Source organism: Azospirillum brasilense (genome assembly GCF_008365405.1).
In the GTDB taxonomy this organism is placed as follows: domain Bacteria; phylum Pseudomonadota; class Alphaproteobacteria; order Azospirillales; family Azospirillaceae; genus Azospirillum; species Azospirillum brasilense_D.
This window is the reverse complement of the sequence record NZ_QOKV01000001.1, coordinates 492,417-512,193: the sequence shown is the minus strand read 5'-3', so window position 1 is coordinate 512,193 and position 19,777 is coordinate 492,417. Positions and strand designations below refer to the sequence as shown.

The window sequence follows — 19,777 nt, the reverse complement described above, 5'->3', positions numbered from 1 at the left end:
GACGCTTCATGCCGCCGCCCGACCCGTCCTATCCGCCTTGCCCGCTCTGCGGCCGCCCGATGGTGCCCGGCCCCAGCCTGAACGAGCACCACCTGATCCCGCGCACCTACGGCGGACGGGACACGGTGACCATGCACCGCGTCTGCCACGCCAAGATCCACGCGGTGCTGAGCGAGGCGGACCTGCGCGACCACTACCACACCATCGCCAGCCTGCGCGCCCACCCGGACATCGCCGCCTTCCTGCGCTGGGTGTCGCGCAAGCCACCGGAATTCATCGACCGTCACGCCTCCGGGCGCGGGCGCCGGCGATGACGCCCAGCTTGGTGGGTCAGACGCGCCCGAGGTAGCGGTTGATCTCGCCGTTGCAGGACTGGCTGATGCGCTCGTACTCGGCCGGGGTGTCGATGCGGGCCTGACGCGCGTTGCGTTCGCGCCCGAACTCCTCCATCAACTGGCGCATCGCCGCCTTGATCGGCTGCTCGATCGCCGCCATGACCTGCCGCTCGGAGCGGCCCTGGGCGGGTCGGGCGCGGCCGACCACTTCCTCCAGCCGGCGCTTCAGGACCGGCACATATTCGCGCAGGAGCTCCTCGTCCACCGTGACGTGGCGCATCTCGTGGGCCAGGACCTCGCCGTGGATGCAACTGCCCTGCGGCAGCTCGCGGGCCACATAGACGGTCCGCTCGTCGTAGCCGAAGGTGACGGTCAAAGTCTGCGCCGCGCCGCAGTAGCGGCCCTGCCCCAGCGACGCCGTCATGACGCCGGCCTGCCATTGCTGATTGTACTGGATCGCCGCCAGCCCCAGCGTGTGAGAGTTGGCGATCCGCCCCGCGATGGGCCGCCGCCCCGGCTTCTGAGCCAGCTGCCGGATGGATTGACTGTAGTCGGTGCGCAGCGGGGCGATTTGCAGATCCAGCACCACGCGGGCCGGCGCGAAGTCCGGACAGGCGGCGACTCCGCCTTGAACCGTCATGGATTGCGCAGCCGCGGGCGCGGAAAAGCCGAGCCCTCCCCCACCCAGGCACAGGAGCGTCAGGAGGCCGGCACGCAGACGCGGTCGAAACGGGTGGAGGGTCATTCCGCCTATGTCGGTGCGGCCCCCGCCGAGGGCAAGGGCCGCGATGCCGGAGTTCAGCGCTTGCCCGGATAGAGGAAGCGGGCCTTCAGCGTGCCCTCGATGGCGCGCAGGTCGCTCGCCACCTCGTTCTCCTCCACGTCGCCGTCGACATCCACCACGACGTAGCCCAGCTCCGGGTCGGTCTGGAGATACTGCGCAGCGATGTTCAGGTTGCGGCCCGAGAACACCTCGTTGATCTTGCGCAGCACGCCCGGACGGTTCTCGTGGACGTGCAGGAAGCGGGTGCAGCCGGCGTGGACCACCGGCAGGCCGACCTGCGGGAAGTTCACGGCGCCCATCGTCGAGCCGTTGTCCGAATACTCGATCAGCTTCTGCGACACCTCGGTGCCGATGTTGGCCTGCGCCTCCATCGTCGAACCGCCGATGTGCGGGGTCAGGATGACGTTGTCGAGCCCGCGCAGCGCGCTCTCGAACACCTCCTTGTCGCCGCCCGGCTCCTTCGGGAACACGTCGATGGCCGCACCCAGCAGGTGCTTGTCCTTCAGGGCGGCGGCCAGCGCCTCGATCACCACGACCTTGCCGCGGGCGGCGTTGATCAGGTGCGCGCCCTTCTTCATGGTGCGGATCTGCGCCTCGCCGATCATGTCGCGGGTCTGCGGCGTGTCGGGAACGTGCAGGGTCACCACGTCGGACACCGCCAGCAGCTCCTCCAGCGAGTGGCAGGGCTGCGCGTTGCCGAGCGCCAGCTTGTTCACGACGTCGTAGTAGCGGACCTTCATGCCCATCGATTCGGCCATGATCGACACCTGCGTGCCGATGTGGCCGTAGCCGACGATGCCCAGCGTCTTGCCGCGGATCTCGTAGCTGTCCTTGGCCGACTTCATCCAGCCGCCGCCGTGCACGAGGTTCGACTTCGAGAAGATGCCGCGCATCAGCATGATGACCTCGCCGATCACCAGCTCCGCCACCGACCGGGTGTTCGAATAGGGCGCGTTGAAGACCGGAATGCCGAGTCGGCGGGCGGCCTTCAGATCGACCTGATTCGTGCCGATGCAGAAGCAGCCGACGCTGAACAGGCGGGTCGCGGCCTCCAGCACCTTGCCGGTCAGTTGGGTGCGCGAGCGGATGCCCAGCATGTGGACGGACCCGATGCGCTCCAGCAGCTCCGCCTCGTCCAGCGCGTGCGGCAGACGCTCCACGGTGGCGTAGCCGCCATGCGCCAACTCGTTGATGGCGTTGTCGTGAACGCCTTCGAGCAGCAGGATGTTGATCTTGTCCTTGGAGAGCGAGAGCTTCGTCACGGCCGGCATCCGTCGAAATGAATGGCCCCGCACGCGGCGGGCCGCCAATAATGCGAGCGCGCAAGGTAATGCCAAGCGCCGGCCTTGTCACGCGAGGGATGTTGCGCCGCAGCCGCCATTCCGCATGGCGGGTTGGCGCGGCACGCGGGGCGGGTGTATTCCTGCCACCGACAAAGCCATGGCTGGGAAGAGCGAGGGAAACACCGGGATGAGCGACGTCACCATCTACCACAACCCACGCTGCACCAAGTCGCGCCAGACGCTGGAGCTTCTGAGGTCGAAGGGCGTCGAGCCCACCGTCGTGGAGTATCTGAAAACCCCGCCCGGCCCGGCCGAGTTGAAGGCCATCCTGGGCAAGCTGGGCAAAGGTCCCCGCGACATCCTGCGCGCCAAGGAGGCGGCGGAGGCCGGGATCGCCAAGGATCTCGACGGCGACGCCCTGATCGACGCATTGTCCGCCAACCCCGCCGCCATCGAGCGGCCCATCGTCGTCTCGGGCGACAAGGCCCGCGTGGGCCGTCCGCCGGAAAGCGTTCTGGAGATCCTGTAAGTGACCAAGCCCTCCCTGGACCTCACCCCCGCCGACGCGGCGACCGAGCTGCGCACCGTCCGCGACCTGATCCGCTACGGCGTCAGCCGCTTCAACGAAGCCGATCTGGATTACGGCCACGGCACCACCAACGCCCATGACGAGGCGGTGTTCATGGTGCTGGAAGGGCTGAGTCTGCCGATCGACCAGCTCGACCCCTACGTGGACGCCCGGCTGACCCTGGCGGAGCGCCGCAAGATCGCCGACCTGCTGCACGCCCGCGTCGAGACGCGCAAGCCGGCCTCCTACCTGCTGAACAAGGCCTACATCCAGGGCATCCCCTTCTATGTGGACGAGCGGGTGATCGTCCCGCGCTCCTACATCGGGGAGATCCTGTTCTCCGACCTGATTGGCGGCGACGACTTCACGCTGGTGGAGGACCCGACGGAGGTCGAGCGGGTGCTCGATCTCTGCACCGGCTCCGGCTGCCTCGCCATCCTGGCCGCGCAGATCTTCCCGGAGGCCCAGGTGGACGCGGTGGACCTGTCCGCCGACGCGCTGGAGGTGGCCAAGCGCAACGTCGCCGACAGCGGGTTCGAGGATCGCATCGCCCTGCACCACGGCGACCTGTTCGCGCCGCTGAAGAACCGCAAGTACGACGTCATCATCACCAACCCGCCCTATGTGGACGCCGAGGCGATGGCCGCCCTGCCGCCGGAGTTCCGCCACGAGCCGGAAATGGCCCTGGCGTCTGGCGAGGACGGGCTGGACATCGTGCGCCGCATCCTGAAGGAGGCGCCCAAACACCTGACTCCAGAGGGCGGCCTGCTCTGCGAGTTCGGCACGGGCCGCGAGATCCTGGAAGCCGAGTATCCGGACCTCGACTTCTTCTGGGTGGAGACCGCCAACAGCTTCGGCGAGGTCTTCTGGCTGACCCGCGACCAGCTGAAGGCGGGCAAGTAACTGGACCGCTGATCAGACGATCAGACCGTGCGCCGGAGCAGCACGCTTCCCCCCTGGTGCGGCAGCCGCTCGTGCCAGGGGATGTTGGCGCGGCCAATTTCTGCGAAGCCTTCCTTGGCATAGAGTTGGCGGGCGTCGGCGTTGTCGGCCCAGACATGCAGCGTCACCCGGTCGAACCGGCCGCGGCGCGCCCGTTCATAGACCCAGGCGAGAAGCCGGGAGGCGATGCCGCGGCGGCGCCACGCCGGATCGACGGCCAGCGCCGACAGGAAATAGCTGCCCCAGTCGTGCACCCGGTTGAAATCCTCCATATGGGCCAGCCGGTCGACCGGCAGTCCGCTGTAGTCCTGAGTCTTGATCCAGTCCACGGGATAGGCATGGGCGACCCCGACGATCCGCCCCGCCACCTCCGCCACGCCCGAGTGGCGGTGGGAGAAGGACCCCGAGGAGCCCGCCAGCCCCGGCACCAGCATCTCCGCCGCCGTCTGGCCGGGCACCAGCCCGTCGAGCAGGAACTCGTAGATGCCGCCCCCGGCCATGTCGATCAGCCGCGCCAGCTCCGGCGCGTCGTCCGGCTCGGCCGGGCGGATGTGGATGCCGTTGTCGTTCATGACCCGCGTTTCCTGTTGAGAGAGAGCGTCATTTCCCTCTCCCGTCCCGGGAGAGGGTGCCCGCGACAGCGGGCGGGTGAGGGTCGAACAAGGATCGGGCGGTGATCCTTGGCAGTACCCTCACCCTTCCCACGCCTGCGGCGCGGGGCCCTTCCCTCTCCCGGGGCGGGAGAGGGGGATTCCCGACTCCATTGACCATGGCCGCCCATCGCCCTATCCTGGCGGCCATGATGGACCGTCACCTTACCCTGGGTCTGCGAATTAGCAGCCCGGTTCTCCTGTGAGAGCCGGGGTTTTCGCGCGTCTGCAGGTCTAACCCTGCACTCATCGACTCAAGACCAAGGTCAGAGCGATCCATGTCCACCGTCACGTTGTCCACCGTCACGCTGGCGGCGCCCGCCGCCGAATCCCGTCCGACCGATCCGAACCGTCTCGTCCGCTTCGCCGTGCAGGCCGATGCCGATCCCGGCACCCTGCCCCGCGTGCTGGAACTGTTCGCCAAGCGCGGTCTCGTCCCCCTGTCGCTGAACAGCCGCCTGCTGGGCGAGACGCTGACCGTGGAGGTCGAAATGACCGGCATGGTCGCCGCGGAGTCGAGCCATGTCGGCAATTGCCTGCGGCAGATCCCGATGGTGCTCACGGTCGCCGTGACCGAACGGACCGTGCCGTTGGACCTGCCCGCCGCCGCCGAGTGACGGCAACGGCGGGCACGCCGTTCAGTCGTTGGCCGTCTTCGTGGTTTCCTGCGAAGACGGCGTTTCCGGCGCGGAAACCACGGCCTCCTCAACCGGAGTCTCCTCCGTCTCCTTCATCATCTGGGCGGCCTGCTGCAGCTTGCGGAACTGCGCAACCGAGAAGGGAAGGCTCGCCAGATAGGCCAGCCCGAGGAAGGCCAGCGTCCACCAGGGCTGGCTGACCAGCGAGGCGGCGAGCAGGCCGACGCCGACCAGACCCGGCACCACATATTGGGTCGGCACCCGCATGCCCTTGAAGGAGAAGGTCGGCAAAGTGCTGACCATCAGCCCGCCCATCGCCAGCGTCCAGGGCACGACGACGGCCGGGTGGCCGGCGATGTCCGGCCCGGCCTCGAAGCCGATGACCATGGGCAGGATGGCCAGACCGGCGCCCGCCGGGGCCGGAACGCCGGTGAAGTAGTTGAAGGCCCAGGGCGGCAGGTCGACGTCCAGCCGCGAGTTGAAGCGGGCCAGCCGCAGCGCCGCGCAGACCGCGTAGGCCATGGCGGCGATCCAGCCCAAACTGCCGGCGCCGTTCAACGCCCACAGATACATCATGAAGGCGGGGGCCACGCCGAAGCTGATGACGTCGGACAGGCTGTCCAGCTCGGCGCCGAACTTGCTCTGCCCGTTCAGCAGGCGGGCGATCCGCCCGTCCAGCGCGTCGAAGATCGCCGCGATGACGATGCAGACGACCGCCTGCTCCCACCGCTCGTGCATGGCGAAGCGGATGGCCGTCAGGCCGGAGCACAGCGCCAGCACCGTCAGCACGTTGGGCAGAAGATGGTTGATCGACAACCCCTTCAGCCGCGGATGCGGGCGGCGCGCCCGGCGCTTGCGGAACACTGCCGGCTTGAAGACCGGACGCTTCATCGGCGGACATCCCCCTGCCGTTGCGGTTCGGTGGCGGTCAGGTCGGCCAGCACGGTCTCGCCGCCGATCGCCGTCTGCCCGACGCAGACCAGCGGAACCACGCCGTCCGGCAGATAAACGTCGGTGCGGCTGCCGAATCGGATCAGGCCGAACCGCTCGCCCGCCTTGACCTCCTGGCCGGCCTTCACCCAGTAGAGGATGCGGCGGGCGACGAGGCCGGCGATCTGCACATAGGCAATCTCACGCCCGTCGGGAAGACGGTGACGGAAGGCGGCGCGCTCGTTCTCCTCGCTGGCCTTGTCCAGCGCGGCGTTCACGAAAGTGCCCTTGTGGTACTCCGCCGCCACCACCGTGCCGTCCGCCGGCACGCGGTTGACGTGCACGTTGAAGACGTTGAGGAAGATGCTGACACGGGTCAGCGGCTTGTCGCCCATGCCCAGTTCCGGCGGCGGAACCGCGGGAACGATCATGGTCACGCGCCCGTCGGCGGGGCTGACCAGCAGGCCGGGGCGCGTCGGCGTCACGCGATCGGGATCGCGGAAGAAATACACGCACCACAGGGTGAGCACGAGACCGAGCCAGCCCAGCGGCTTCGCCACGGCAAGCCCGAGAATCAGGGAGACCACGGCGAAGGCGGCAATGAAGGGCCAGCCGGCGCGGTGGATCGGAACGACTACGGTATTGAGGGCGGACATCGCCGGTTACTTCAGCCTCGGATCGTTGGAGCGGCGCATTCTAGACAGCATCCCCCGCCCTTTACAGAATTTTAGCAGGGAACGTGGAGAGTGACGCCACCGACACCACAGGAATGAGCGAGCCCCCGTGTCCGTTCCCGCCGCCCGCCTTCAGGCCATGCCGTCGCTCGCGCAGGTCTCGCAGACCGCCCTGCCCTTCAGCCCCGACACCTTCGTGATGACCCCCGAAGGCGTCCTGGGCATCGCCCAGCCGCCGCGCCCGGCGCGGCTGCACTTCATGGCCGACGGGCTGCCCTTCAGCATCGCCGTCGGCTTCGACGGGGAAAAATCGCGCTCGCAGGTGTGGGCGGAGATCGGCCACATCCCCTACACCGCCCAGTCGCCGGAACGGCGGCGCCAACTCCTGGCGATCCTGCGCGGCATCCAGGACCGCAGGGGAACGCGCTTCCTCGTCCAGGAAGGCCAGAAGATCCTGCTGTTCTCCGAAGCGGAGTATGAGGGCCAGGCGACGCCGGAGGATCTGATCCACCAGACCGTGGTCGCGCTCCAGCAGGCGCGCCCCTTCCTGCGCCTGCTCGCCCCTTACCTGTAAGGCCCGGTTCGGGAAAATTTCAGTTCGAGACCGGCAGCGCGAAGATCTGGCCGGGATAGATCAGGTCCGGATCGCGGATCTGGCCGCGGTTGGCCTCGTAGATCATCGTGTACTGCACGCCGCGCCCGTAGGTCGAACGGGCGATCCGCCACAGGCTGTTGCCGGGCTGGACGACCATCGACCGGCCGTCCGGCAGGTTGGCCGGAACCTCCGACACCTGCACCGGCAGCTCGACGCGGGCGGTGACCTTGCCCGAGTCGGTGACCTGATCGGCGCGCAGGGTGTAGACGCCCGGCGGCACGGCGCGCTCCGGGCGCAGCCGCCACTGGCCGTTCGGGTCGGTGTGGGCGCTGCCGACCAGAAGATTGTCGAGATAGAGCTGCACGGCGCTTCCCGGCTGCGCCCGTCCGCCCATGGCGACCTGCCCCGCGGCGTCGTAATCCATGCTTTCCAGCGACACCCCGCCCGGCGGCGGCGGGGCCGCCACGCCACGGGTCGCCGGGGCGGCGGGTCCCTTCGGCGCCTGCAGGACGGTGCTGCCCCCCTGCCCCTCGCCCAGCCCATCGCGCGGCATGGCGACGGCCAACGGACCGGCCAGCGGACCTGTGGGCGCGTCCGAAGACGCCCCGCCGGTGGCGGGCGGCGGGTCGGGCACCACGACCACCACGACGCGCTCCGACGGCGTCGGCTCGGCGGCGGGGGGCGCCTTCTCCGACAGGCTCAGTTCACGGGCGCCGGGGGCCAGGGGCCGGTCGGGAAGCAGGACCCATTCGCCGCGCGCGTCGGCGTTGACGGAGCCGAGCGAGCGCTCCCCGTCATGGACGGTCACCGACGAGCCCGGCGTGGCGCGGCCGGCCATCACGGTGGCGCCGTCCGGGGCGACGCGCACGATGTCGAAGCGCGGACCGGCGGGCTCCTCTGCGGCTTTCGCCGGGGCGGGGGCCGGCGGCTTGGCCGGGGACACGCTGCCCAGCGCGACGGTTGTTCCGGAACCGGCCGTTCCGGCGCGGGAGCCCGGCGCGGGCGCCGGATCGAAGGCCAGATACGCGACAACGGCGGCAGCGGCGACCGTCGCCGCACCGCCGAACAGGAGAGCTTGCTTCACCGGAGCACCGCCGCATCGTTGCCGGCGGACACGCCGGCTTGCGGCAGGATAGCAGATTGTGGCGGTGGAACTGAACACCGCCGATGGAGCAGACGCATAACCGCATCGGGACCGGCGCACCGCCTTCGCGCCGCCGGGCGGTGCTGCCCATGCTCATGCCTCCAGGCTCACTTCTCCAGCTTGGCAACCGTCTCGGAATGGCGGCCGGAAGAAAGCTCAGCCGCGGAGACGCTGGTTTCCGTCGCCTGAGCCGTCGTGGCGCCGCCCGCGTTCGCCTTGCCGCCGCCGGTCAGAAAGCCGATCCCGCCGCCGAAGCCCCCGCCAAAGCCGAGGAACAGGAACGTGGCCACCGAAATGGCGGCCAGGGCGTTGACGACGCGCGAATCCATAATGATTCCTCCCGATGGGCTGAAGTCCGATGTCCGGGTAGACGCCGCCCCGGCTTTGCTATTCCCTTGCATTAGGTGACCCCGCCGGGCGCACCGGAACAGTCACCGGAACGTGTACCCAACCGGCGAGAAAGGGTGAGCGATGAGAGCCCCGAATTCCGTCTGCGTCTATTGCGGCTCATCCAGCCGCGTCGCCGCTGTCCACAAGGAGGCCGCCCATATGTTGGGCGACGGGCTGGCGCGGCGCGGCATCCAGCTGATCTACGGCGGCGGACGCGTCGGGCTGATGGGCATCGCCGCCGACGCCGCGCTCGCCGCCGGGGGGCAGGTCATCGGCATCATCCCGGAACACATCCAATCCGCCGAGATCGAGCACACCGGCCTGACCGAACTGCACGTCGTCGACAGCATGCACACCCGCAAGCGCATGATGGTCGACCGGGCCGACGCCTTCGTGGTGCTGCCGGGCGGCCTCGGCACGCTGGACGAGGCGTTCGAGATCCTGACCTGGAAGCAGCTGGGCCTGCACGACAAGCCGGTGGTGATTGCGGATGTGGACGGCTATTGGCGCCCGCTGCTCGGCCTGATCGACCATACGGTGGCGCAGGGTTTCACCCTGCCGGCGCACCGCGCGCTGTACACCGTCGTCGATGACGTGGACGACGTGTTCGCCGCGCTGGCCTATGAACCGGAGCCCGCGTTGAAGATTCCCACACAAAAGCTCTGAAAAGGCCAAGTGGTAGGACCAGATCGCGCAAATCGCGCCGTTTTCAGCGCGATATCGTCTGTTTTGATGCCCCGCGGTCCTTTCTTTCGGCAGTGTCCCGGTGCTATATAACCGCCATCCGTTTCCGTCCGGGGAACCGGGGCCCGTCTTCGGATGGACGCCCCGGCCCGTGCGCTCGCACAGCGCGCCCGGCGTCCAAGCATAAGACAACCCCTACCCGTTCGGGGAGAACTCGCACCCATGACGAAGATCAAGGTAGCCAATCCGGTCGTCGAACTTGACGGCGACGAGATGACGCGCATCATCTGGCAGTTCATCAAGGACAAGCTGATCCTGCCGTATCTCGACATCGACCTGAAATACTACGATCTCAGCGTCGAGAACCGCGACAAGACGGACGACCGGGTGACGGTCGAGTCCGCCAACGCGATCAAGCAGTACGGCGTCGGCGTCAAGTGCGCGACCATCACCCCGGACGAGGCGCGGGTGACGGAGTTCAATCTCAAGAAGATGTGGAAGTCGCCGAACGGCACGATCCGCAACATCCTGGGCGGCACCGTCTTCCGCGAGCCGATCGTCTGCTCCAACGTTCCGCGCTACGTTCCGGGCTGGACCAAGCCGATCATCATCGGCCGTCACGCCTTCGGCGATCAGTACAAGGCCACCGACTTCGTCGTTCCCGGCAAGGGCAAGCTGTCCATCAAGTGGGTGCCGGAAGGCGGCGGCGAGCCGATCGAGCACGAGGTGTACGATTTCCCCGCCTCCGGCGTCGCCATGGGCATGTACAACCTGGACGAGTCGATCGAGGGCTTCGCCCACTCCAGCTTCATGTACGGCCTGGAGCGCGGCTACCCGGTCTATCTGTCCACCAAGAACACGATTCTGAAAGCCTATGACGGGCGCTTCAAGGACATCTTCCAGAAGGTGTTCGACGAGCATTACGCCGCCCAGTTCAAGGCCAAGGGCCTCGTCTACGAGCACCGCCTGATCGACGACATGGTCGCCTCGGCCCTGAAGTGGGAAGGCGGCTTCGTGTGGGCCTGCAAGAACTACGACGGCGACGTGCAGTCGGACATCGTGGCGCAGGGCTTCGGCTCGCTGGGCCTGATGACCTCGGTGCTGATCACGCCGGACGGCAAGACCGTCGAGGCGGAGGCCGCCCACGGCACGGTGACCCGCCACTACCGCGAGCACCAGAAGGGCAAGGAGACCTCCACCAACCCGATCGCCTCGATCTACGCCTGGACGCAGGGTCTGGCCTACCGCGGCAAGTTCGACAACACGCCGGACGTGGTGAAGTTCGCCGAGACGCTGGAGCGCGTGTGCGTCGAGACCGTCGAGTCGGGCTTCATGACCAAGGATCTCGCGATCCTCATCGGTCCGGATCAGCCCTGGCTGACCACCAAGCAGTTCCTCGACAAGCTGGACGAGAACCTGCAGAAGAAGATGGCCGCCTGGGCGTAACGCGACCTGGGCGTAACGCGACGGCCGCGTCAGGTGCGACGACGCGTCCCGGTCAAACGGGACGCCGGGTCGAGGTAAGGTTGCGGCGGGGAGTCTCGGCTCCCCGCTTTTTTCTTGCCCGCGCGGCGCGATGCCGGCGCGGACCTGACGAACCGGAATTCGAGACTTTCCCATGGCCAAGGACATCTTCCGCATCGCCGTGATCGGCGCCGGCGAAACCGGAACGCCCCTGCTGACGCGGCTTCTGGACGCTCCCTTCGTCGAGATTCTCGGCGTCGCCGACCTGGACGCCGAGGCGCCCGGCATACGGCTCGCCCGCGAGCGCGGCGTCGCCACCACGACCGACTTCATGGACCTCGCCCGGTTCGGCGAGGCGGTGGACGTGCTGATCGACGTGACCGGCGTTCCGGCGGTGCGCGAGGCGCTGCGCCAGCACATGCAGGACAGCGGCAACCACCATACGTTGATCGTTCACGAGATGCTGGTGCAGCTGATGCTGTCGCTGCTGAGCGGCCGTCTGGTGCAACTGAAGCACGAGGTCGAGGAGTACTGACCTCCCACCCTGTCCCGACGCCCCCTTTCCCGCGAGCCGCCGCGCCACCACATCCACGCGGCAACCATGGAACAGGGCATTGGAACAGGACATGGACACGAAGGACGCGGCTCGGGCGTCCGCGCTGCTCAAAAAGCTGCACGGGCGCATGACCGGCGACAAGCCATCGCTGGGCGAGGTGCTGGGCCATCTCGGCGACCGCGCGCCGGGCTTCCTGCTGCTGGCGCTGGCGATCCCCGCCGTGGTGCCGACGCCGGGGTTGCCGGCGGGGATGATCTTCGGCACGGTGCTGGCGCTGGTGGCGATCCAGATGATCGTGGGCCGCGACCGGCTGGAGGTGCCGGGCTGGATCGGGCGCCGCCGCGTGGCGCGCGGCACGCTTGAGAAGCTCGTGGAGAAGGGAGCGCCGCTGGTCGAGCGTCTGGAGGCCCGGCTGCGCACGCGCTGGCCGTCGCTGACCCATCAGGGGGTGCTGCGGCCGTTGGGCCTCTTCGTGCTGGTGATGGGCGTTCTGATTGCTCTGCCCATCCCGTTCGGCAACACCCTGCCCGGTCTGGCGGTGCTGGTGATCGCGCTGGGGCTGATCGTGAAGGACGGTCTGGCGGTCGCCGCCGGTCTGGGTCTGGGCGTGGCGGCGGCGGGTGTCTCGGCGATGCTGATCGCCGGAAGCTGGTGGGCGATTACCTCCGCCCCCATTTGATCGGCGCCCATTTGATCGGCACTGATCTGACGGCCACCGATCCAGTCGCCGTGTCGGCCGGGCGCCCGCGTGAAGAGCGCCCGAAATCTGGAAATCCGGCGGAGGAATCCAGCGGAGTCTAGGCGGCGCCGACGTTGCGGTCGCCGGTGTTGCGGTCCTCGTCGCGCTTCTTGCCGGAGGATGCCGGCTGGTAGGCCACCGCCGCGTGCTCGGCGCAGTACGGCAGGCCGGGCAGCGAGGGCTTGCCGCAGAAATGGAAATCCTGGTGCTTCGGATCGCCGACCGGCCATTTGCACATGCGCTCGGTCAAAGCGAGGATCGTCGCACCGCGGGTCGGCTTCTTCTTGATCGGCGACGGGCGTCCCGACAAGCCGAGGCGGTGCGCCTTCCCGATCACCGCGTTGCGGGTGATGTCGCCCAGGATGTCCGCGATTTCACTCGCGCTCAGCCCTTGGGCCCAGAGGTCCTTAAGCTGCTGAACCCGTTCGTCCGTCCAACTCATCCCCTGTCTCCCGTGGTCCGGTAACCGGTGACTTGGTTAACCAATATACCTTCCGACCAGACGGCCGTTTTCCATAAGGCGCAATATTTTGTGCCCAACGCCGGCCAACCTACCAGATGGCCGGATAGAGGGATAGGGGGCTTGCGCAACATTCCTGTGCATAAGTCTGTGGGTGTTATGAGTTCAACGCGCCGTACACCTCCTCGGCTATGGCCGAAAGGGTCACTCGGTCGAGGTCACCCGTTACCGCCCACGCCAAACCGTTGTCCCGCCAGTAGAAAGCCTGGACGTTGCCGTCCTGGGCAAACCGGAAGGAGGTGTCCGGCGCGTCGGAGGCCGGACGGATGTAGAGGGTGATGCGGCGACCCGCCGCATCCTGGTACATGAGCTGGGCCGCCGGCCCCCGCGCGTCGGACAGCAGCCGGCCGCCCACCAGATCATAGCCCCTTGCGGCCAGCCGCGGCGCCCGCAGGGGTTTGCCCAGGCGCTTGGACAGCCAGCCCACGAGATGCGCCTCCTGGTCGGCCCCGACCTCCACGGGATGGCGGACCTCCACCGCGAAGACGCGGTGCGCGGCCACGGCGTCGGCGACGAAGGCGGTGCCTCCGCCGCCCACCCCGCCCGACCAGCCGCGCAACCACCAGCCCCCCGCCCCGCCGGCGACGAAGACCAGCAGAACAGCCGCGGCGGCCAGCGCCCGGAACGACCGGCGCGGACGCGTCGCCGGCCGCCCGGCTGCGCGTCCGTAGGGCGGGACCAGGGCCGCCGGCAAGGGGCGATCGATCAGCGGGCCGAAGGTCCCTTGGAGCATCGCCCGCTGGGCGCGGTAGCGTTCGAAGCGGCGGGCCAGATCGGGGTTGCCCGCGAGATGGCGCTCGACCTCGCCGCGCCGTTCCTCAGGCAATTCACCATCCATCCAGGCGTGCAGATCGGCCTCGGTCACAGGGGCGTCCGGTTCGGTGTCCATCACTTGATCCTCCTCACCGCCTGCTCCATCCCGCCGTCCAGCAGGACGCGCAGCCGTTCCCGGGCGCGGGCCAGCCGCGACATGACGGTTCCCACCGGAACCCCCAGCACCTCGGCCGCCTCGCGGTAGGACAGCCCTTCCAGCCCGGTCAGCAGAAGCACGGCCCGATGCTCCTCCGACAGCTGGTTGAAGGCGCGCACGAAATCCCGCACCTCCACCCGGTCGGCGGGGGCGGCGCTGAGCGCCAGATCGTTCGCCAGATCCTCCACCGGCACCTCCGGCCCACGGCGGCGGCGCCAGCGCAGACCCGAGACGTGCAGGTTGTGCAGGATCGACAGCAGCCAGCCGCCGAGCCGGGTGACGTCCCGCAGCGTGTGCCGGTTGGCCAAGGCCTTCTCGATGCAGTCCTGCACGAGGTCGTCGGCATCAGGCAGGTTGCCGGCCAGCGCGGCGGCGTAACGGCGCAGCCGCGGCACCTGCGCGGCGATGGCCCGCTCGTCCACCGGGGAGTTGGCTCGCGGGCCGTCGGCTGGCGGGGGATCGGGAGGCGGCTTTGGCAGAGGCATGCGGCGGCGCTCCCCTTGGAAGGATGTCCTGCCCGTCTGGACGCCCGGCCGGGGACGGTTATTCCCCAGTTTCGCAACTTACGTTGCCGAGAAGCCGGACTTGCCGTCGAAGTTGCACAGGTTCTCGGTCTGGGTGAAATCCAGACCGGCGCGGGCAAGACCCGATAGTAGCTCGACGATGTCGGAGTGGCCGACCGCCACGCCCTCCGGCGCCAGGAAGCGGCAGCGCCAGTGGTCGGTGCAGAAGACGCCGATGTTGCCCTCCGGCCAGACCTTCTGCGAGCGGTTGGAGATGCTGGACAGCCGCAGCGCCGGGGTGGCCACCGGCAGGACCAGCCCGGCCAGCTCGTCCGGGTTGCCGCCCGGCCAGTGCAGGAACACGTCCACCCCCACCAGCTCCTTCACCGCCTTGCGCCGGGGCGACAGCCGCACCCCGGACTCATAGGCGGGCCGCGCGGTGACGGCGTAGCCGACGCTGGGCAGAGTCACCGGCATCTGGCCCAGCCGCTCCACCACCGCGTCGGCGAAGGCGTGGGTGCCGACGCGCCGGCGACTGACCCCGCGGTTGAAGATGTCCACGGTATGAACGCCGTCCTCGATGGTCTTGAGCCAGGCGTTGTGAATGCGCGCCGCCACGTCGCCCTGCCCGATGTGGGCCAGCATCATCACCGCGGCCATCAGCAGGCCCGACGGGTTGGCGATGCCCTGCCCCGCGATCATCGGAGCCGAGCCGTGGATCGCTTCGAACATGGCGCAGGCGTCGCCGATGTTGGCGGAGCCGGCCAGCCCGACCGAGCCGGTGATTTGGGCGGCGATGTCCGACACGATGTCGCCGTAGAGGTTCAGCGTCACGATCACGTCGAAGCGTTCCGGCTGGTCGGCCAGACGGGCGGCGCCGATGTCGACGATCAGGTGGTCGGCCTTGATCTCCGGAAATTCGGCGGCGATCTCGTTGAAGATCTTCAGGAACAGCCCGTCCGTCATCTTCATGACGTTGTCCTTGACGAAGGCCGTCACCTTGCGCCGGTGGTTGGCGCGGGCGTAGTCGAAGGCGTAGCGCACGATGCGCTCCGACCCCGGCCGGGAGATCAGCTTGACCGACTGGATCACCTCGTCGGTCTGGCGGTGCTCGATCCCGGCGTAGAGGTCCTCCTCGTTCTCGCGGATGATGACCACGTCCATGCGCGGGTGCCGGGTGCGGACATAGGGATGGTGCGACACGCAGGGCCGCACGTTGGCGAACAGCCCCAGCGTGGTGCGCGCGGTGACGTTCAGCGACTTGTTGCCGTAGCCCTGGGGCGTGGTGATCGGCCCCTTCAGGAAGACGCGGGTGCGGCGGATCGACCCCCAGCCGGCGGCGTCCAGCCCGCCCAGGTGGCCGCGGCGGTAGACCTGCTCGCCCGCCGGCACCTCCTCCACCTTCAGGCGGGCGCCGGCGGCCTCCATCACGTGAAGCACCGCGTCGGTGATCTCCGGACCGATGCCGTCGCCGCGGGCGACCGTGATGGGGGTGGTTTCGCGCATCCATTCACTCCTGGGGAAACCCTCGAAGGAACGAAGCCGGAGGGACCGCGGCGACCCTAGACGAAATCAGGCCCGGAGTTCAATGGCCGGTGCCTTTTTCCACCTGCAAAGCCGGGACCATTGATGCGGCGACTTGACGCTGATCTGCAATGCTTGCGTTTTCCCCATGCCGGCAATCGCAAAACGGCGGGGGCGTCCGCCGGGTTGGGCTTCTATCTTCCCGCACCCTTCGACCTTGCGACCCACCCCGATGCTGCAATCGCTCCCCCGCGCCCCGTCCAACTCGCTTCTCGAACAGGGCCTGATCCGCGCCCTGAAGTCCTTCAACGGGCTGCTGCACGTCGTTCTGGCCATCGCCCTGGTCGCGGCGAGCGCCATGGTGGTCTGGGAGTTCTTCGTGGAAGCCTGGGCGGCCTTTCAGAAGGACCAGTTGGCGCACGGCTTCCTGCACGCGCTCGGCGTGCTGTTCATCGTCTGGACCCTGTCCGCGCTGATCTCCGCGGAGGTGGATTACGTGCGGACCAACCGCTTCCACCTGCGGGTCTTTCTGGAGGTGGCGATGATCACGCTGCTGCGGCAACTGATCGTGCGCCCGGTCCAGGCGGTGGCGGGCGACGTGCAGACCGGCGACTGGTCCAGCCTGTGGCAGTACGGCCTCCTGCTCGCCGGCCTGATCACCGTCGCCATCGCCCACCGCCTGATCGGCGACGAGGACGCGCTGAAGGGCTGACCGGGCAAGACGCCGCCGGTTCAGCCCTCGCGCCCCACGGTCTGGATCACCTCGAACCCCTCGAACTGCGGCGGGCCGAGATACAGCGGCTTGCGGTCGCCCGCCCCGCGATGGGCGGCGCGGAACTCCTCCGAGCGGGTCCAGGCCTGGAAATGCGCCTCCGACTCCCAGACGGTGTGGGAGGAATAGAGGCGGTGGTCCTCATAGCGAGGGCCGCGCAGCATGTGGAACTCCACGAAACCGGGGACCTTGTTCAGATGGACCTCGCGGTTCAGCCAGACCTCCTCGAAGTCCTGCTCCGAGCCCGGACGCACGCGGAAACGGTTCATGGCGATGTACATGGCGGAGCCTCCCGATACCGTCCCTTAGAAAGCCGAACCTTCAAAGTGACGGCGGAGGCCCGCCCCGTCAACCGTCCCTGGCCGTCAGATCTCGCCCTTGGCGAGCGCGCTGTGCAGGCGTCCGATGGTGTCGGCGAGGTTGATGCCAAGATCCTTCGCCACCTTGTCCCACGGCATGGCGGTCCAAGCGCCCTGGTCCGCGCATTTCTTGCAGGCGCTCCGGGTTCCCGACCCGATGTTCACTTCCTTGGGTGAACGGACGGCCACGTATTCTTTGTATGCCTCTTCCGCAGGCTCCGCCTTCGACAGCTTACCTTTCAGGATCTTGTCGTACAGCTCGACATTCTCCAGCGACATTTCCTGCTTGGCGATCTTGTGCAGAAGCTTGAACCAGTATGGCGACTTGAAGTAGCCGTCGATGGTCTTCGGCAGATCGTCGAACCGTTCCAGATCCGTCACGACATTGCCGGCGATCTTGTTCAGCGATGCCACCATGTCGGCGCAGGCCTCGGCGTAGACCGCGTCGCCGTCCTGCTTGGCCGCCTTGCCCGCCGCGTCGAGCGTGGGAATGTAGCTGCTCGCCGCGGATTGGAAGGCGCGGGCGTGCTTTTGCGCATCCTGCACCGTCGTGGCGGCGTCGTAGCTCTTCAGCGCGCCTTCCAGGCCGGTCGAACTGATCTTGCTGAACAGCTTGCCGAAACGGCTCTTGGGGTCGGGCTTCTTCTTGCCCGTCGTCTTCTCGAAGCGGTCCTTCGCCTTCTTCCAGGACGCCAGATAGGATTTCGCCACGGTACCCCTCCATTCGAACACGAATTGGCCGTGACGATAAAAACGGGATTTCAGTCCGGCAAACGCCGTTCGGTCCGTTCAGGATGTAATGGATGGGGGCGTGCACCGTGGCACGCCCCCGAACCCCGCGCGCGGCCCCTTACGCGGCGCGAATGCCCGCCAGGAAATGTTCCACCTCCGTGCGCAGGCTCTCCGACTGGCGTGACAGCTCGCCGGCGGCGCCCAGCACCTGGGTGGCGGCGGAGCCGGTCTGGGTGGCGCCGTCGCTGACCTCGGTGATGTTGGTGGTCACCAGATGGGTGCCCTGCGCGGCCTGCTGCACGTTGCGGGCGATCTCGCCGGTCGCCGACCCCTGCTCCTCGACCGCCGAGGCGATGATCGTGGCGATCTCGCTGATGGTGCCGATGGTGTCGCCGATCCCGTTGATGGCCGCCGCCGCCCCACCGGTGGCCGCCTGCATGGAGGCGATCTGGGAGGCGATCTCCTCCGTCGCCTTGGCGGTCTGGTTGGCGAGGTTCTTCACCTCCGACGCCACCACGGCGAAGCCCTTGCCGGCCTCCCCGGCCCGCGCCGCCTCGATCGTCGCGTTGAGGGCCAGCAGGTTGGTCTGGCTGGCGATGTCGGTGATCAGCTTCACCACGTCGCCGATCCGCTGCGCCTGCGCGACGAGGCCCTGCACGCGCTCGTTGGTCTGCTGCGCCTCACCCACCGCGTGACTGGCGATGCTGGTGGAGCGCGTCACCTGACCGCTGATCTCGTTGATCGACGCGCTCAGCTCGTTGGTCGCCGCGGCGACCGTCTGCACGTTGACCGACGCCTGCTCGGCCGCGGCGGCCGTGCTGGCCGCCTGCCCCTTGGTCTGGTCGGCGGTCGTCAGCAGGCTCTGCGCCGTGGCCTCCAACTCGGTGGCGGCGGAGGCGACGGTGCGCAGGATGCCGGAGACGTTCCGGTCAAAGGACTGGACCAGTTCCTCGACGGCGTGGGTGCGCCGTTCCTTGGCCCGACGCTCCGCCTCCTCGGCGAGCCTCATGCGCTCGCGGTCCACGGCGTTGTCCTTGAAGACCGCCACAGCCTTGGCCATGCCGCCGATCTCGTCGCCTCGGCCGAGGCCCGGCACCGTCACCGACGTGTCGCCCGTCGCGAGACGGGCCATGACGTCGGTGATCCCGGCGATCGGGCGGGAAATGCCGATGCGCGCGACCACGACGCTCAACGCCAGCGCGCCGAGGCCGCCACCGATGCCGACGATCATCATGAGCGTCGTCATCAGGCTGTTCACGGCGGCCAGTTCCTCGTTGGCCTCGGCGATGCCCTGCATGTTGCGTTCGGAGGCCTTCTCCATGTACTGGCCCAGCTTGCCGCGGAGCGCCCGGGCCTCGGGGGTGTCGCCGTGTTCGCGCGCCTTCTCAGGGCCGGCCTCCATCCCGAGGCGGGCGACCTCGTTGCGCTGCAGGACGAACGCGCGCGCCGTCTGCTGGATCTCGCCGAAAGCCGCCTTGTTTTTCGGCGGCTGCAGGGCCTCCAGCCTGCCCATGAGCTTTTCCAGCTCGCCGGTGGAGCCGAGGATGTTCTTGGCGTAGGGCGTGGCGTCCGCCGGTCCATCCGCGGCGTAGATGCCGCGGCTGTCCATGACGACCTTGTAGACCAGAGCGTTGATCTGCTCGTTGATCAGCGCCCGCCGGGACCAGTTCTGAATCTGGTCGAACTTGTCGTCGTAGGTCTGCATTCCGATGAAGCCAACACCACCAATGATGGTGGCCACCGCTCCCAGGATAGCGACAACGCTGTAGATTTTGCCGCTGATACTGATGCGTGCAAGAACACCCTGCATTTTCCCCGACCCTCATCGACTGCATGCTTGAACAAGAAGCTTCATGCTTCGTAGTGCAATCGCATGCGTTCAAGGAGGAAATATTCTCAGTATCCGTTTGGCCTCGAATGTTGCCAGGAAGCCGCAGAAATGACGATCAATGTTTAAAACGGACGAAAATTATCGCCTCGTCGTATCATATAACAATACAGAGTCAGGCTTTGTTCAGATA

The 19,777-nt window shown here is 67.8% G+C and carries 24 protein-coding genes; 10 read left to right on the top strand and 14 right to left on the bottom strand.

Annotated features, from left to right (window positions below; translation table 11 throughout):
• Positions 1-8: 8 nt before the first annotated feature.
• Entirely contained in the window at positions 9-314 is a 306-nt protein-coding gene (locus tag DS837_RS02490) for an HNH endonuclease (RefSeq protein ID WP_247889731.1), read from the top strand.
• Positions 315-330: 16 nt separating this feature from the next.
• On the opposite strand, the gene DS837_RS02485 is transcribed toward DS837_RS02490, so the two are convergent.
• Positions 331-975: a hypothetical protein gene (locus DS837_RS02485; RefSeq protein ID WP_149163262.1), complete on the bottom strand. Its 645-nt coding sequence runs from the start codon at positions 973-975 to the stop codon at positions 331-333.
• Positions 976-1,133: 158 nt separating this feature from the next.
• Complete coding sequence (serA, locus tag DS837_RS02480; protein ID WP_149163261.1) at positions 1,134-2,381, bottom strand: phosphoglycerate dehydrogenase; 1,248 nt, start codon at positions 2,379-2,381, stop codon at positions 1,134-1,136.
• 208 nt (positions 2,382-2,589) lie between these two features.
• On the opposite strand from serA, the gene arsC reads away from it, so the two are divergent.
• Both arsC and prmB read left to right on the top strand, forming a co-directional pair.
• On the top strand, positions 2,590-2,931 hold the full coding sequence (arsC, locus tag DS837_RS02475) for an arsenate reductase (glutaredoxin) (RefSeq protein ID WP_149163260.1): 342 nt from the start codon (positions 2,590-2,592) through the stop codon (positions 2,929-2,931).
• A complete protein-coding gene (gene prmB / locus DS837_RS02470) occupies positions 2,932-3,873 on the top strand; it encodes a 50S ribosomal protein L3 N(5)-glutamine methyltransferase (protein WP_149163259.1) in 942 nt (313 codons plus the stop codon). It abuts the gene before it with no gap.
• Positions 3,874-3,893: 20 nt separating this feature from the next.
• Here prmB and DS837_RS02465 read toward each other — a convergent pair whose 3' ends face one another.
• Entirely contained in the window at positions 3,894-4,484 is a 591-nt protein-coding gene (locus DS837_RS02465) for a GNAT family N-acetyltransferase (protein ID WP_149163258.1), read from the bottom strand.
• A 356-nt stretch (positions 4,485-4,840) separates the two neighbouring features.
• Between DS837_RS02465 and DS837_RS02460 the strand changes: the two genes are divergently transcribed.
• The gene (locus DS837_RS02460) at positions 4,841-5,179 is read left to right on the top strand and encodes a hypothetical protein (protein ID WP_094302962.1); all 339 of its coding nucleotides are present in this window, start codon (positions 4,841-4,843) and stop codon (positions 5,177-5,179) included.
• Between the two features lie 21 nt (positions 5,180-5,200).
• On the opposite strand, the gene pssA is transcribed toward DS837_RS02460, so the two are convergent.
• Complete coding sequence (gene pssA / locus DS837_RS02455) at positions 5,201-6,091, bottom strand: CDP-diacylglycerol--serine O-phosphatidyltransferase (RefSeq protein ID WP_149163257.1); 891 nt, start codon at positions 6,089-6,091, stop codon at positions 5,201-5,203.
• On the bottom strand, positions 6,088-6,786 hold the full coding sequence (locus DS837_RS02450; RefSeq protein ID WP_014240934.1) for a phosphatidylserine decarboxylase: 699 nt from the start codon (positions 6,784-6,786) through the stop codon (positions 6,088-6,090). Before DS837_RS02450 ends, pssA begins: the two co-directional genes overlap by 4 nt.
• Positions 6,787-6,913: 127 nt before the next feature.
• On the opposite strand from DS837_RS02450, the gene DS837_RS02445 reads away from it, so the two are divergent.
• Positions 6,914-7,378, top strand: a complete 465-nt coding sequence (locus tag DS837_RS02445) for a hypothetical protein (protein WP_149163256.1) — start codon at positions 6,914-6,916, stop codon at positions 7,376-7,378.
• Positions 7,379-7,397: 19 nt separating this feature from the next.
• Here the strand turns inward: DS837_RS02445 and DS837_RS02440 are convergent, their stop codons facing one another.
• The gene (locus DS837_RS02440) at positions 7,398-8,483 is read right to left on the bottom strand and encodes a LysM peptidoglycan-binding domain-containing protein (RefSeq protein ID WP_149163255.1); all 1,086 of its coding nucleotides are present in this window, start codon (positions 8,481-8,483) and stop codon (positions 7,398-7,400) included.
• A gap of 167 nt (positions 8,484-8,650) precedes the next feature.
• Positions 8,651-8,872: a hypothetical protein gene (locus tag DS837_RS02435; RefSeq protein WP_149163254.1), complete on the bottom strand. Its 222-nt coding sequence runs from the start codon at positions 8,870-8,872 to the stop codon at positions 8,651-8,653.
• Between the two features lie 142 nt (positions 8,873-9,014).
• Here DS837_RS02435 and DS837_RS02430 point away from each other — a divergent pair, with 142 nt between their 5' ends.
• From DS837_RS02430 to DS837_RS02415, 4 genes are all read left to right on the top strand, one after another.
• Entirely contained in the window at positions 9,015-9,599 is a 585-nt protein-coding gene (locus DS837_RS02430) for an LOG family protein (RefSeq protein WP_149163253.1), read from the top strand.
• Positions 9,600-9,839: 240 nt separating this feature from the next.
• A complete protein-coding gene (locus DS837_RS02425) occupies positions 9,840-11,063 on the top strand; it encodes an NADP-dependent isocitrate dehydrogenase (RefSeq protein WP_149163252.1) in 1,224 nt (407 codons plus the stop codon).
• A 172-nt stretch (positions 11,064-11,235) separates the two neighbouring features.
• Positions 11,236-11,616, top strand: coding sequence for an oxidoreductase (locus DS837_RS02420; protein ID WP_149163251.1), 381 nt, complete (start codon positions 11,236-11,238; stop codon positions 11,614-11,616).
• A gap of 91 nt (positions 11,617-11,707) precedes the next feature.
• Positions 11,708-12,316, top strand: coding sequence for an exopolysaccharide biosynthesis protein (locus DS837_RS02415; RefSeq protein ID WP_149163250.1), 609 nt, complete (start codon positions 11,708-11,710; stop codon positions 12,314-12,316).
• A gap of 118 nt (positions 12,317-12,434) precedes the next feature.
• Here DS837_RS02415 and DS837_RS02410 read toward each other — a convergent pair whose 3' ends face one another.
• The 4 genes from DS837_RS02410 to DS837_RS02395 all read right to left on the bottom strand — a co-directional run bounded on the left by DS837_RS02410 (position 12,435) and on the right by DS837_RS02395 (position 15,875).
• Positions 12,435-12,818 (bottom strand): GcrA family cell cycle regulator, encoded by a 384-nt coding sequence (locus DS837_RS02410; protein WP_094302970.1) that lies wholly within the window; start codon positions 12,816-12,818, stop codon positions 12,435-12,437.
• Between the two features lie 175 nt (positions 12,819-12,993).
• Positions 12,994-13,785, bottom strand: a complete 792-nt coding sequence (locus DS837_RS02405; protein ID WP_149163249.1) for an anti-sigma factor family protein — start codon at positions 13,783-13,785, stop codon at positions 12,994-12,996.
• Complete coding sequence (locus DS837_RS02400; protein ID WP_247889730.1) at positions 13,785-14,351, bottom strand: RNA polymerase sigma factor; 567 nt, start codon at positions 14,349-14,351, stop codon at positions 13,785-13,787. Before DS837_RS02400 ends, DS837_RS02405 begins: the two co-directional genes overlap by 1 nt.
• Positions 14,352-14,429: 78 nt before the next feature.
• Positions 14,430-15,875, bottom strand: coding sequence for an NADP-dependent isocitrate dehydrogenase (locus DS837_RS02395; RefSeq protein WP_149163248.1), 1,446 nt, complete (start codon positions 15,873-15,875; stop codon positions 14,430-14,432).
• Positions 15,876-16,125: 250 nt separating this feature from the next.
• Here DS837_RS02395 and DS837_RS02390 point away from each other — a divergent pair, with 250 nt between their 5' ends.
• The gene (locus DS837_RS02390) at positions 16,126-16,605 is read left to right on the top strand and encodes a phosphate-starvation-inducible PsiE family protein (protein ID WP_014240946.1); all 480 of its coding nucleotides are present in this window, start codon (positions 16,126-16,128) and stop codon (positions 16,603-16,605) included.
• Between the two features lie 20 nt (positions 16,606-16,625).
• On the opposite strand, the gene hmuQ is transcribed toward DS837_RS02390, so the two are convergent.
• The 3 genes from hmuQ to DS837_RS02375 all read right to left on the bottom strand — a co-directional run bounded on the left by hmuQ (position 16,626) and on the right by DS837_RS02375 (position 19,566).
• Positions 16,626-16,946 carry a heme-degrading protein HmuQ gene (hmuQ, locus tag DS837_RS02385; protein WP_149163247.1) on the bottom strand — a complete coding sequence of 107 codons (321 nt, stop codon included), beginning with the start codon at positions 16,944-16,946 and terminating at the stop codon, positions 16,626-16,628.
• An 84-nt stretch (positions 16,947-17,030) separates the two neighbouring features.
• A complete protein-coding gene (locus DS837_RS02380) occupies positions 17,031-17,735 on the bottom strand; it encodes a regulator of G-protein signaling domain-containing protein (RefSeq protein WP_149163246.1) in 705 nt (234 codons plus the stop codon).
• Positions 17,736-17,874: 139 nt separating this feature from the next.
• The gene (locus DS837_RS02375) at positions 17,875-19,566 is read right to left on the bottom strand and encodes a methyl-accepting chemotaxis protein (RefSeq protein ID WP_149163245.1); all 1,692 of its coding nucleotides are present in this window, start codon (positions 19,564-19,566) and stop codon (positions 17,875-17,877) included.
• Positions 19,567-19,777: the final 211 nt, after the last annotated feature.

Coding starts and splice junctions, on each gene's coding strand:
- DS837_RS02490 (WP_247889731.1), top strand. CDS start 9: ATGCCGCCGCCCGACCCGTCCTATCCGCCTTGCCCGCTCTGCGGCCGC.
- DS837_RS02485 (WP_149163262.1), bottom strand. CDS start 975: ATGACGGTTCAAGGCGGAGTCGCCGCCTGTCCGGACTTCGCGCCGGCC.
- arsC (WP_149163260.1), top strand. CDS start 2,590: ATGAGCGACGTCACCATCTACCACAACCCACGCTGCACCAAGTCGCGC.
- DS837_RS02465 (WP_149163258.1), bottom strand. CDS start 4,484: ATGAACGACAACGGCATCCACATCCGCCCGGCCGAGCCGGACGACGCG.
- DS837_RS02460 (WP_094302962.1), top strand. CDS start 4,841: ATGTCCACCGTCACGTTGTCCACCGTCACGCTGGCGGCGCCCGCCGCC.
- pssA (WP_149163257.1), bottom strand. CDS start 6,091: ATGAAGCGTCCGGTCTTCAAGCCGGCAGTGTTCCGCAAGCGCCGGGCG.
- DS837_RS02450 (WP_014240934.1), bottom strand. CDS start 6,786: ATGTCCGCCCTCAATACCGTAGTCGTTCCGATCCACCGCGCCGGCTGG.
- DS837_RS02435 (WP_149163254.1), bottom strand. CDS start 8,872: ATGGATTCGCGCGTCGTCAACGCCCTGGCCGCCATTTCGGTGGCCACG.
- DS837_RS02430 (WP_149163253.1), top strand. CDS start 9,015: ATGAGAGCCCCGAATTCCGTCTGCGTCTATTGCGGCTCATCCAGCCGC.
- DS837_RS02425 (WP_149163252.1), top strand. CDS start 9,840: ATGACGAAGATCAAGGTAGCCAATCCGGTCGTCGAACTTGACGGCGAC.
- DS837_RS02420 (WP_149163251.1), top strand. CDS start 11,236: ATGGCCAAGGACATCTTCCGCATCGCCGTGATCGGCGCCGGCGAAACC.
- DS837_RS02415 (WP_149163250.1), top strand. CDS start 11,708: ATGGACACGAAGGACGCGGCTCGGGCGTCCGCGCTGCTCAAAAAGCTG.
- DS837_RS02410 (WP_094302970.1), bottom strand. CDS start 12,818: ATGAGTTGGACGGACGAACGGGTTCAGCAGCTTAAGGACCTCTGGGCC.
- DS837_RS02405 (WP_149163249.1), bottom strand. CDS start 13,785: ATGGACACCGAACCGGACGCCCCTGTGACCGAGGCCGATCTGCACGCC.
- DS837_RS02400 (WP_247889730.1), bottom strand. CDS start 14,351: ATGCCTCTGCCAAAGCCGCCTCCCGATCCCCCGCCAGCCGACGGCCCG.
- DS837_RS02395 (WP_149163248.1), bottom strand. CDS start 15,875: ATGCGCGAAACCACCCCCATCACGGTCGCCCGCGGCGACGGCATCGGT.
- DS837_RS02390 (WP_014240946.1), top strand. CDS start 16,126: ATGCTGCAATCGCTCCCCCGCGCCCCGTCCAACTCGCTTCTCGAACAG.
- hmuQ (WP_149163247.1), bottom strand. CDS start 16,946: ATGTACATCGCCATGAACCGTTTCCGCGTGCGTCCGGGCTCGGAGCAG.
- DS837_RS02375 (WP_149163245.1), bottom strand. CDS start 19,566: ATGCAGGGTGTTCTTGCACGCATCAGTATCAGCGGCAAAATCTACAGC.